Source organism: Noviherbaspirillum sp., assembly GCF_036846085.1.
In the GTDB taxonomy this organism is placed as follows: Bacteria; Pseudomonadota; Gammaproteobacteria; order Burkholderiales; family Burkholderiaceae_D; genus Noviherbaspirillum.
The window spans coordinates 1-9,648 of sequence record NZ_DAIUCO010000210.1 but is presented as its reverse complement, the minus strand read 5'-3'; the positions used below and the strand labels follow the sequence as shown (position 1 = coordinate 9,648).

Below are 9,648 nucleotides of genomic sequence, written 5' to 3'. Positions count from 1 at the left end.
GACCCCCATCGTCCAAAGCCTGCTCGAAACCGATCTCTACAAATTCACCATGTGGCAGGCCCTGTTGCATGGCCACCCCGCCGCCCAGGCGGAATATGCCTTTGCATGCAGGAACGAACCTGCCTACCCGCTGGCAGAACTGAAGGCCGATGTGGAACGGGAATTCGATCACCTTTGTTCGCTGGCCTTCACCGACGATGAAATCGCCTACCTGCGCGGTCTTCGTTTCATCAAGAGCGACTTTGCCGACTACCTCACCGTCTTCCGGTTCCAGCGCAAGTTCATCACCGTGACGGTCGACGGCCCGACGCTGGTGATCAACGTCAAGGGACCGCAAGTCCATGTGATGGGCTTCGAGATCTACGTTCTCTACATCGTCAACGAACTGTATTTCCGCCGGTTCGATCCGGTGCCGGCATTGGCCGAGGGGCGCAGGCGCCTGGCGGCGAAGATCGGGCAGGTGCGCGATTTCGGCCGCGAGCCGGCGAGGGCGCATCCGTTCGAGTTCTTCGATTTCGGTGTGCGGCGCCGTTTCTCCGGCGCATGGCATGACGAGGTGGTGGCGACGCTCAAGCGCGAAGTGCCAGAGTATTTCAAGGGCACGTCGAATGTGTATCTTGCGAAGAAACACAATCTCGTGCCGATCGGCACGATGGCGCATGAATACCTGCAATCGTTCCAGTCGTTCGGCGTGCGGCTGCGTGATTTCCAGAAAGCAGCGCTGGAGGATTGGGTGCAGGAATACCGCGGCGATCTCGGTACGGCCTTGACCGACGTCGTCGGCATGGATGCGTTCCTCGCCGACTTCGATCTCTACTTCGCAAAACTGTTCGACGGCCTGCGCCATGATTCCGGCGATCCCGTCGAATGGGGGGAGAAGGCGCTTGCCCATTATGCGAAGCTGCGCATCGATTCGCATACCAAGCGCCTCGTGTTTTCCGACGGACTCGATCTGCCGCGTGCCTTCGCGCTGTACCGGCACTTCGCCGACCGGACCATGACCGGTTTCGGCATCGGCACCAACCTGACCAACGATACCGGCATTCCCACTCTCGCCATCGTCATGAAGCTGATCTCCTGCAATGGCCAGCCCGTCGCGAAACTTTCTGATTCGCCGGGCAAGACGATGTGCACTGACGAAACGTTTCTCGCTTACCTGCGCCAGGTGTTCCACCATCCCGCAGCGCAATAACACTGCCTTGCACATAGGCATTTCGTGCACGGCGTTCACAAGTGCAATGAACTCTGCGACTTCATGGACAGTCGATACGCGATAGCCTAATCTGAATGACATCATCCAATCGGATTTTCGAGGCCGCGATACCGAAAAATGTACAATTCGGAAACTTTGAGCTAGATCAAACTTTTGTGGACATACGCTATTAAGATTGCGCCCGGATAGCGACGATGGTATCCGGCAATGAAATTCTGCTTATTGCGCGTGTCTTTCAGCATGTCTTTTTAATGAAGTAAGGAAGTGAAGCAACGATAAAAGTACTTCACGGCAACTTCGCAGCAATGCAGTCTTCACTGGAGAATACAAAATGAATGATGTCGTAATCGTCGCCGCAGGCCGCACCGCAGTAGGCAAGTTTGGCGGCTCCCTTGCCAAGACTGCCGCGTCCGATCTGGGTGCGCATGTTATCAAGCACCTGCTGGAAAAGTCCGGCATCAAGCCCGACATGATCAGTGAAGTGATCATGGGACAGGTTCTGACCGCGGGCGTCGGCCAAAATCCGGCCCGCCAGGCGGTGATCCGCGCCGGTCTGCCCGACATGGTTCCCGGCATGACCATCAACATGGTCTGCGGCAGCGGCCTGAAAGCCACGCATCTCGCGGCACAGGCGATCCGCGCCGGCGACGCCGAGATCGTCATTGCCGGCGGCCAGGAAAACATGAGCGCGTCGCCGCACGTCCTCAACAATTCCCGCGACGGTTTCCGCATGGGTGACGCCAAGCTGGTCGACACCATGATCGTCGACGGCCTGTGGGACGTCTACAACCAGTACCACATGGGCATCACCGCCGAGAACGTCGCGAAGAAATACGGCGTTTCGCGCCAGGAACAGGACGAGTTCGCCACCGCCTCGCAGAACAAGGCGGAAGCCGCGCAGAAGGCCGGCAAGTTCAAGGACGAGATCATTCCGTTCGAGATTCCTTCCAAGAAAGGCCCGATCGTCTTCGATACCGATGAATTCATCAAGCCCGGCGTCACCGTCGATGCGCTCGGCAGCCTGCGTCCCGCATTTGCCAAGGACGGCACCGTCACCGCCGGCAACGCATCCGGCATCAACGACGGTGCGGCGGCCGTCATCATGATGTCGGCCAAAAAGGCTGACGAACTCGGCCTCACACCGCTGGCGCGCATCCGTGCCTATTCGTCGGCCGGCGTCGATCCGACCATCATGGGCATGGGCCCGGTTCCCGCCAGCCAGCTCTGCCTGCGCAAGGCCGGCTGGGACCACCAGGACCTGGACCTGATGGAAATCAACGAAGCGTTCGCGGCACAGGCCATCGGCGTCAACAAGGAAATGGGCTGGGATACCAGCAAGATCAATGTCAATGGCGGCGCCATCGCCATCGGCCATCCGATCGGCGCCTCCGGCTGCCGCATCCTGGTGACCTTGTTGCATGAAATGATACGGCGTGATGCCAAGCGCGGGCTGGCCAGCCTGTGCATCGGCGGCGGCATGGGTGTCGCGCTGGCGATAGAACGTTAAGACCCACAAGGTCGACGTGCAGTTGTGCAGTCCCTGAATCTTCACAAACAAATAGAGAGACGAACATGGCAAGAATCGCATTAGTCACTGGGGGTATGGGCGGTCTGGGCGAAGCTGTCTGCATCAAGATGGCGGCGCTGGGCTATCAGGTCGTGACGACCTATTCGCCGGGCAATACCAAGGCGCAGGAATGGCTGGCATCGATGGAGCAGCAGGGTTACAAATTCCGGGCCTATCCATGCGACGTGTCGGACTATCAGTCCGCCGAGACCTGCGTCGCGCAGATCGCGAAGGAAATCGGTCCGATCGACGTGCTGGTCAATAACGCGGGTATCACCCGTGACATGACCTTCAAAAAGATGGACAAGACCAATTGGGATGCGGTGATGAAGACCAATCTCGACTCGGTGTTCAACATGACCAAGCCTGTGTGCGACGGCATGACCGAGCGTGGCTGGGGACGTATCATCAATATCTCGTCCGTCAACGGCCAGAAAGGCGCGTTCGGCCAGACCAACTACTCGGCGGCGAAGGCCGGCATGCACGGATTCACCAAGGCGCTCGCGCTGGAAGTGGCGCGCAAGGGCGTGACGGTGAATACCATCTCCCCCGGCTATATCGGCACCAAGATGGTGATGGCGATTCCATCCGAAGTCCTGGAAAGCAAGATCATCCCGCAGATCCCGATGGGGCGCCTGGGCAAGCCCGAGGAAGTGGCCGGCCTGGTTGCCTATCTGGCATCGGATGAGGCGGCCTTCCTCACCGGCGCCAACATCGCCATCAACGGCGGCCAGCACATGTACTGATGCGTTGAGCGTTTCATGCGCGAACCCGAAGCCGGATTGTCCGGCTTCGGGTTTTTTATTAGTGCAGCGCCGTATCGCCCCAAGGATCGCCCTCAATCACCGGCTGGTGCCGCATCGACCAGCGCTTGCATGTTCTCTACCAGCCCCGCCACGTTCATATATCCCGATGACACCAGATGAAGCTCGCCTTGCCGCTCCAGGACCAGTGTAGGGAAGCCGCGCACACCCCAGCGCTGCGTCTGCAGAAAATCGGCCTGGGTGTCGGCGACGGTTGCCGATGCGTCCCACGTAGCGCGGAAAGTGTCCGCATCGATGACAAAACCGGCCTTGCTCATAGCATCGGCGCTGACCCGCGCCAGGACCGTCGCCTGGGTGGTGTCCAGTCCCTGCGCATAGAACGCATGCTGGATGGCGTGGAATACCGGCAGCGCGGTCGACGGCGAGAGCAGGCGTGCCGTGACCACCGCCCGGCAGGCCGGCTCGGTATCGTAGACAAAACCGGCGCGCCCCAGGGCATCTTCGTTGAAGGGCAGGCCGGACCTTTCGCCTACCTGCCGCCAGTGCGACAGCAGCTTCGCCTTCAGGCCTGCATCCATGGGCTGCGTATTGCCGGCGCGCAGACCGCCGACCACGATATCCAGCGGCAGGTCCGGCAGTCCGGCCAGCAGCGCCGACAATTCCGGGCCGAAGCCGTAGCACCACGAACACATCGGATCGGCGATATAGACCAGGCGGGGCATGGCGTCACTTTCGGAAATTGATCATGGCAGGAACTTACCACAACCCGGGGCGCCAATCCTCGCGCCGGCCGAAACGGATTTGTATCCGCAGGCAAGAACTAAACGGGGCCCGGATACCTCTATTGACAGTGGCATGCGGGAGCATGTCCGGCAAACGCGAGGGCTTGCGGTGGCCTTCCGTTTTGCGCAATGAGTCCTACACTGTGATTATTCCGGCCTGATATTTGGAGATGTCCATGCGGAGCGAGTACAACCACAAGTTCAATCCTGACCTTGTTGAAATGAACGAAAAATTGCGCAAGGAAGCAATGCGTGCCATTGAAGTGTATGGCCGACGGCAGATTTCCGATTTGCCCGACATGTCGGACGCGGAACGCTCCAAGTGGTTTTTCTGGAATGTGCACGAGAATCTTGATGAACTGAGGAAATACGAGCCTGCCCTGATCGGCCAGGTCCGTTGCACGCAGATGACGGTATGCGAAGTCGACACCGCCGACGGCAGTCCGGGCGGGATCGAAAAACGGTTGTCGCTCAACTGCAAGTGGCATTTGCGCCTCGTGTATTCCGCGCTGAAGAACGATGACATTTATTCGATCGGCGACGGTGCATCGGACATCCTGATCAGCGCCACGCCGCCGACCAACCCTTCGCTCCAGAAAAACCAGAAGGGATATCTCCATGCGGACAGCTCGCTGTATCCGAACCAGATCTTCATGTACGGCTGGATCAGCGAAGCGATCTGGAAGGAAGTCAAAGACCATTTCTATGATCCGAGCCCGAATTGCCAGGCGGACATTTTGCTGCGCGATAACGGCATCTTTCCGGTCAAGAGCGGTTTCGATTTCGTCGTCGGGCCGCCGGGCTCGGTCGGCATTACCAGCATGGAGTTTCGCGTGTCCTCATCATCGGGCGAACGCAGGATGGCGCGCCGCGGCGAAACCTTGCAGCGTTGACGCTCCCGGCGCAAGCCTCCGGATGGAGGCCGCGCCGGCAATCAGCCATCGAGGAGGCGAGCCGGTCCACTGGCTCGCCCCTCAAAAGTCTTACCCCTCTCCAATGCCGCTCAGGCGAATCGCGGCGCATACGCTTCGGCCTGCACGCCGGCCGCATTCGCGATGAATGAAATCGTGTGGTAATAGCCGGCCAGCGCAATCAATTCCAGCATCTGTTCCTCCGTATAGTGGCGGGCGAGCCCGGCCCACAATTCGTCGGTGACCCGCGCATGGTCGTGCAACTGATCAACCAGTCCGATGAGCAGCGCCTCGTGCGGGGGCAGGTCCTGCGGATCGCGTTTCAATGTCGCCGCCACATCCTCATTGCTCAATGTCGCACGTTCGGAAAAGAAGGCGACATGGACTCCCCATTCGTATTCGCATTTGCAGCGGAAGCAGGTCCGGAGTATCACCAACTCACGGTCGCGCAGCGTGATGCTGCCCTGGTCCAGGAAACTGCCCGCGAACATGCGCTGCAAAACGCGCGGATTGCGCGCCATGGTGCGAAACAACTTGAGCGGCGCGACACCCGGCGGCATGACCCTGGCGAAGGTATCGGACAGCGCGCCTTCATACGGCGGCTCAACCGGAGAAATGCGGGAATCACTTCTGACGGCAGCGGAATCGGAATCGGAATCGGTGGACATGGTGTTCTCCAGGAAGAAAATTCGGAAAGTTTCATAAAGGTTTCGACATGATGCTACGTTAAGTGTAGCATGGTGCTATGAAAACAGTAGCGGAGAAAAAGATGGCAGCACCAAAACCCGGAAGGCCGGTCAGGGGATCAACGAGCGGACGCCCCATCATGGCGCTGCTCGACCTGCTGGGCAGGCGATGGATCCTGCGGATCTTGTGGGAATTGCGGGACGCGCGCCTGAGCTTCCGTGAATTGCAGGAGCGCTGCGATGCCATGTCGCCGACCGTGCTCAATCAGCGTTTGCGCGACCTGCGGGACAGCGGGATTGTCGAACTCGCCGAGGAGGGAGGCTATGCATTGACAGCGACCGGCACGGACCTGCTGCATGCGCTCCTGCCGCTGCAGCGCTGGGCTGATCAGTGGCAGAAGAAAATTGCCGCGACGCCGGCCCAGCCGGCATCTAAATCAGCAGGGGCAAACCCCGGCAGGCAGGGCGTCGCTGCGGCGAAGGGGCAGAAGAAAGTTTGATACGGGCTTTCCGGTTTCGCAAAGATCGTTTTCGACGCCGGGTGCCGGGTGGGCTGCTCAGGCGGCCCGCACGTCGATGCGCACATCGCCGAGCGTGACAACCTGTCCCGCGCGGATCTTGCATGTCTTGCGCAGTTCCTGCTTGCCGTCGACCGAGACGTCACCGCTTGCCACCAGCATCTTGCCGGCGCCGCCGCTGTCGCAGATGCCGACCAGCTTGAGCAACTGGTTCAACTCGACGTAATCGCCGTCGAGCGCGAACTCTATCCGCTGCATCAGGGCCGTCCTTCCAGTTGCTGTTGCACCTTGTCGAGCCATGTCGACAGGCTCGCCTGCATGTCTTCCTGGCTGAACGAACAGCTTTCTTCGGTAAAGAGGCTGCTGGCTTCCATGCGCCCGAGCAAGTCTTCCATGACCTGTCCGTAGCGTGCCGGCAGCGCCGACACCAGCGCGCCCTGACTGCGCCAGCTACGGCAAAATGCATGCACGTCGATGCGCTTGTTGCGCAAATCGTCGAGGGCGAGCTGCAGGGACTGCAGTGCTTGTAAATGTGACATCGGTGCGGCGGGAAGTAAGAAAAGCATGGATTCTACGTCAACCGACTGTCAAAGATCTCGGGCTTCGAAGGTGTTGCACGCCGCCACCTTGCCGGTTTCGATGCCGCGCTTGAACCAGCGCACCCGTTGTGCCGACGTGCCATGGGTGAACGAGTCGGGGATGACATGGCCTTGTTCCTTGCGTTGCAACGCGTCGTCGCCGATTGCGCTGGCCGCGTTCAGTCCGGCCTCGATATCGCCGGCTTCCAGGATGCCGCGTGACCGGTTGGCATGGTATGCCCATACGCCGGCGAAGCAGTCGGCCTGCAACTCCTGCTGTACCGACAGCCTGTTGCCCTCCGCCTGCGATGCGCGCTGCTGCGCCTGGCGCACCTTCCCGGAGATGCCCATCAGCGTCTGCACATGGTGTCCCACCTCATGGGCGATGACATAGGCCTGCGCGAACTCGCCCGTCACCTGGTAGCGCTGCTGCATCAGGCGATAGAAGCTTAGATCAATGTAGATTTTTTGATCCGCAGGGCAGTAAAACGGCCCGCTGGCCGACTGCCCGGTGCCGCAGGCCGTCGGCGTGCTGTCGGAAAACAGCACCAGCGTCGGTTTTTGATAGGTGCCGCCGCCGCTGCGGAAGAGTTCGGTCCAGGTGTCCTCGGTGTCGGCCAGTACGGTGGAGACGAATGTCGCCATCCTGTCGTCGGCCGGCGGTCGTTGCGCGGTGGTCTGTTGCGGAGAGCCGCCGCTCAAGAGGCTCAGGACGGTCATCGGATTGATGCCGAAGAAGAATGATGCGACCAGGGCAATCGCAATCGTACCCAACCCGATCGAACGCCCACCGAACCCTCCGCCGATACCGCCCGCCCCGCGACGGTCCTCGACATTGCTGCTTTCGCGGTTGCCTTCCCATTTCATTGCAATCTCCGGTAAAGAAATGGCTCCGCGATGGCGGAGCGTCACAGAAAACAGTAGGCGCAAATATCGTGCCGCACGCTGAGCGCGGATAAGGAAAAAGACTTTTCAAGGAAAAAAGACGCTTCGACAAGCGGACTCTGTCATTCTCATAGTGAATGACTCATATGGAAAATCTAAATTAGATTTATATCTGGTGCGCCTCTATATTGTCTCTACACAAGACGTTATTGATAGAAAGAGAGTGCTTCATGACTACCGCCGTATTTTCCAACCATTCCCGCCACGACGCCGACAATGGTTATTTCACTAACCTCGGTCGTGCTCTCCACTCGCTGATCGCAGCGCTGTTTGCCGTGCCTTCCAGCAAGTCGGATGCCATGTCCGCAGACGTGGCTGCGCCTGCCGTCGCCGCCAAGGTCCGCAAGTATGAGGATGAGCTGTCGCTGTACCGTCTCTATCGGCTGTCCAGCCCGTATGATTCGGTCAGCCCGGCACTGGTAAATGAGCTGCGTTACCTGGCTTCCCGTGCCTGAAGCCGGCCAGCAGGATTGGATGAATCGCATGATCCGGTACCGGATCATGCGATTCACCTAAGCAACACGTTTGAAACGCGGCATCCGCTTGCCGTCGACGACAACGTCTTCGGTGAACATGTCGAGGGGCCGATGGACGAGTTGCGGCCAATCGGTCTCGTACAGCGGCCGGTACACCACGCAGACTTCATTGGTTTCGGTGTTTTTCGACAAGCCGAGCACGAAGTACAGCTTGTCTTTGTAATGCCGGTAGACGCCCGGCGTAATTTCTACAGCGCTCATTTCGGCCACAGGATCATCTGTGTGCATCGGAAAGTCGCGATCAGCTTGCCGGTATCGCGATGGCGTACCAGCGCGTCCCAGACATGCGTGGTGCGGCCAAGATGAACGGCCCGGGCTTCGCATTCGACCACGCCTTCCCGCGCCGTACCCATGAAATTGCTCTTGAGTTCGATGGTGGTGAAGTTCGCCGCGCCTTCCGGCAGATGGGCGACACAGGCATAGCCGCAAGCGGTGTCGGCGAGCGTTACGACGCTGCCGGCATGCAGATAACCATTCGGTGCCAGGTGAGCGGGCGTCACGGTCAGCTGGGCATCGAGCGATTGTTCGCCGACCTTGTTGATGACGATTCCCAGCAGCCCCGGCAGGTAGCCATTGCCTTTCCGGTTGAAGTCGTCCGCAGTGATTTTGGGTTGCATTGGGTTTCCTGTCGAAGGATATAAAACGTTGAAAATCAGGCCGGCCACTGCACTTTTTCCGGCAGTGTGACGCCGTCCTCGATGCCTTGTGCGCCGATGCTGTTCGCATTGGCCTGGATAACGATGTAAACAAGGTCCGCGTCGCCAGTATTGCGCCAGGTGCGCACGCCGTCAGGCGCGACCCGGATCACGCTGCCTTCCCGGACGTCGATGGTCCTGCCATCCACCTGGAATTGTCCACTGCCCTTCAGGAAGACATACAGTTCTTCATGTTCACGATGACGATGATAGAACGGCACGCTTTGTCCGGCTGGCAGCTTGTTCAGGGAGACTTCCATGCCGGTCAGGTCCAGCGGGCCGCGCAGGAATAGTTTACCCGGCCAGCCGCGGCCTTTTCCCAGCGGATGATAAAACTGGTAATTTCCCAGCCCGGAAAAGTCGCCCACCTGGGCGCTCGAAAAGTTTTTCTCCTTGATTGCTTCCAGTTGCTGCTCGCTCATATCCGCCTCCTGAAGTGAATGTATATACACC

At 59.3% G+C, this 9,648-nt stretch carries 14 protein-coding genes; 6 read left to right on the top strand and 8 right to left on the bottom strand.

The genetic code is table 11. The features are described 5' to 3' along the window. Positions 1–7: 7 nt before the first annotated feature. The 3 genes from pncB (at position 8) to phbB (ending at position 3,526) form a co-directional block, all read left to right on the top strand. On the top strand, positions 8–1,192 hold the full coding sequence (gene pncB / locus V7080_RS19810) for a nicotinate phosphoribosyltransferase (protein ID WP_334190118.1): 1,185 nt from the start codon (positions 8–10) through the stop codon (positions 1,190–1,192). A gap of 352 nt (positions 1,193–1,544) precedes the next feature. After that, a complete protein-coding gene (locus V7080_RS19805; protein WP_334190117.1) occupies positions 1,545–2,720 on the top strand; it encodes an acetyl-CoA C-acetyltransferase in 1,176 nt (391 codons plus the stop codon). A gap of 65 nt (positions 2,721–2,785) precedes the next feature. Beyond that, positions 2,786–3,526 carry an acetoacetyl-CoA reductase gene (phbB, locus tag V7080_RS19800; RefSeq protein WP_334190116.1) on the top strand — a complete coding sequence of 247 codons (741 nt, stop codon included), beginning with the start codon at positions 2,786–2,788 and terminating at the stop codon, positions 3,524–3,526. Between the two features lie 92 nt (positions 3,527–3,618). Here the strand turns inward: phbB and V7080_RS19795 are convergent, their stop codons facing one another. Then, complete coding sequence (locus V7080_RS19795; protein ID WP_334190115.1) at positions 3,619–4,266, bottom strand: DsbA family protein; 648 nt, start codon at positions 4,264–4,266, stop codon at positions 3,619–3,621. A 236-nt stretch (positions 4,267–4,502) separates the two neighbouring features. On the opposite strand from V7080_RS19795, the gene V7080_RS19790 reads away from it, so the two are divergent. Next, complete coding sequence (locus V7080_RS19790; RefSeq protein ID WP_334190114.1) at positions 4,503–5,219, top strand: hypothetical protein; 717 nt, start codon at positions 4,503–4,505, stop codon at positions 5,217–5,219. A 110-nt stretch (positions 5,220–5,329) separates the two neighbouring features. On the opposite strand, the gene V7080_RS19785 is transcribed toward V7080_RS19790, so the two are convergent. Then, complete coding sequence (locus V7080_RS19785) at positions 5,330–5,905, bottom strand: carboxymuconolactone decarboxylase family protein (protein ID WP_334190113.1); 576 nt, start codon at positions 5,903–5,905, stop codon at positions 5,330–5,332. Between the two features lie 101 nt (positions 5,906–6,006). Between V7080_RS19785 and V7080_RS19780 the strand changes: the two genes are divergently transcribed. Further along, positions 6,007–6,423, top strand: coding sequence for a winged helix-turn-helix transcriptional regulator (locus V7080_RS19780; RefSeq protein ID WP_334190112.1), 417 nt, complete (start codon positions 6,007–6,009; stop codon positions 6,421–6,423). Between the two features lie 57 nt (positions 6,424–6,480). On the opposite strand, the gene V7080_RS19775 is transcribed toward V7080_RS19780, so the two are convergent. Genes V7080_RS19775 through ypfJ form a run of 3 tightly spaced genes read right to left on the bottom strand, consistent with a single transcriptional unit; the run spans position 6,481 to position 7,886 of the window. Further along, positions 6,481–6,699, bottom strand: a complete 219-nt coding sequence (locus V7080_RS19775) for an RNA-binding S4 domain-containing protein (RefSeq protein ID WP_334190111.1) — start codon at positions 6,697–6,699, stop codon at positions 6,481–6,483. Then, the gene (locus V7080_RS19770; protein ID WP_334190110.1) at positions 6,699–6,980 is read right to left on the bottom strand and encodes a hypothetical protein; all 282 of its coding nucleotides are present in this window, start codon (positions 6,978–6,980) and stop codon (positions 6,699–6,701) included. Before V7080_RS19770 ends, V7080_RS19775 begins: the two co-directional genes overlap by 1 nt. 48 nt (positions 6,981–7,028) lie before the next feature. Then, on the bottom strand, positions 7,029–7,886 hold the full coding sequence (ypfJ, locus tag V7080_RS19765) for a KPN_02809 family neutral zinc metallopeptidase (RefSeq protein WP_334190109.1): 858 nt from the start codon (positions 7,884–7,886) through the stop codon (positions 7,029–7,031). 248 nt (positions 7,887–8,134) lie between these two features. Here ypfJ and V7080_RS19760 point away from each other — a divergent pair, with 248 nt between their 5' ends. Then, on the top strand, positions 8,135–8,419 hold the full coding sequence (locus tag V7080_RS19760) for a hypothetical protein (protein WP_334190108.1): 285 nt from the start codon (positions 8,135–8,137) through the stop codon (positions 8,417–8,419). A gap of 57 nt (positions 8,420–8,476) precedes the next feature. Here the strand turns inward: V7080_RS19760 and V7080_RS19755 are convergent, their stop codons facing one another. From V7080_RS19755 to V7080_RS19745, 3 genes are all read right to left on the bottom strand, one after another. Next, entirely contained in the window at positions 8,477–8,701 is a 225-nt protein-coding gene (locus V7080_RS19755) for a DUF1653 domain-containing protein (RefSeq protein ID WP_334190107.1), read from the bottom strand. Continuing rightward, a complete protein-coding gene (locus V7080_RS19750) occupies positions 8,698–9,117 on the bottom strand; it encodes a PaaI family thioesterase (RefSeq protein WP_334190106.1) in 420 nt (139 codons plus the stop codon). The genes V7080_RS19755 and V7080_RS19750 overlap by 4 nt, the downstream gene beginning before the upstream one ends. Positions 9,118–9,152: 35 nt before the next feature. Beyond that, positions 9,153–9,648, bottom strand: a 496-nt coding sequence (locus tag V7080_RS19745; RefSeq protein ID WP_334190105.1) for a cupin domain-containing protein, incomplete at its 5' end; no start/stop codon positions are given.

Excerpts from the sequence above, each read along its gene's own strand:
- V7080_RS19805 (WP_334190117.1), top strand. The coding sequence starts at position 1,545 with ATGAATGATGTCGTAATCGTCGCCGCAGGCCGCACCGCAGTAGGCAAG.
- phbB (WP_334190116.1), top strand. The coding sequence starts at position 2,786 with ATGGCAAGAATCGCATTAGTCACTGGGGGTATGGGCGGTCTGGGCGAA.
- V7080_RS19795 (WP_334190115.1), bottom strand. The coding sequence starts at position 4,266 with ATGCCCCGCCTGGTCTATATCGCCGATCCGATGTGTTCGTGGTGCTAC.
- V7080_RS19790 (WP_334190114.1), top strand. The coding sequence starts at position 4,503 with ATGCGGAGCGAGTACAACCACAAGTTCAATCCTGACCTTGTTGAAATG.
- V7080_RS19785 (WP_334190113.1), bottom strand. The coding sequence starts at position 5,905 with ATGTCCACCGATTCCGATTCCGATTCCGCTGCCGTCAGAAGTGATTCC.
- V7080_RS19780 (WP_334190112.1), top strand. The coding sequence starts at position 6,007 with ATGGCAGCACCAAAACCCGGAAGGCCGGTCAGGGGATCAACGAGCGGA.
- V7080_RS19775 (WP_334190111.1), bottom strand. The coding sequence starts at position 6,699 with ATGCAGCGGATAGAGTTCGCGCTCGACGGCGATTACGTCGAGTTGAAC.
- V7080_RS19770 (WP_334190110.1), bottom strand. The coding sequence starts at position 6,980 with ATGTCACATTTACAAGCACTGCAGTCCCTGCAGCTCGCCCTCGACGAT.
- ypfJ (WP_334190109.1), bottom strand. The coding sequence starts at position 7,886 with ATGAAATGGGAAGGCAACCGCGAAAGCAGCAATGTCGAGGACCGTCGC.
- V7080_RS19760 (WP_334190108.1), top strand. The coding sequence starts at position 8,135 with ATGACTACCGCCGTATTTTCCAACCATTCCCGCCACGACGCCGACAAT.
- V7080_RS19755 (WP_334190107.1), bottom strand. The coding sequence starts at position 8,701 with ATGAGCGCTGTAGAAATTACGCCGGGCGTCTACCGGCATTACAAAGAC.
- V7080_RS19750 (WP_334190106.1), bottom strand. The coding sequence starts at position 9,117 with ATGCAACCCAAAATCACTGCGGACGACTTCAACCGGAAAGGCAATGGC.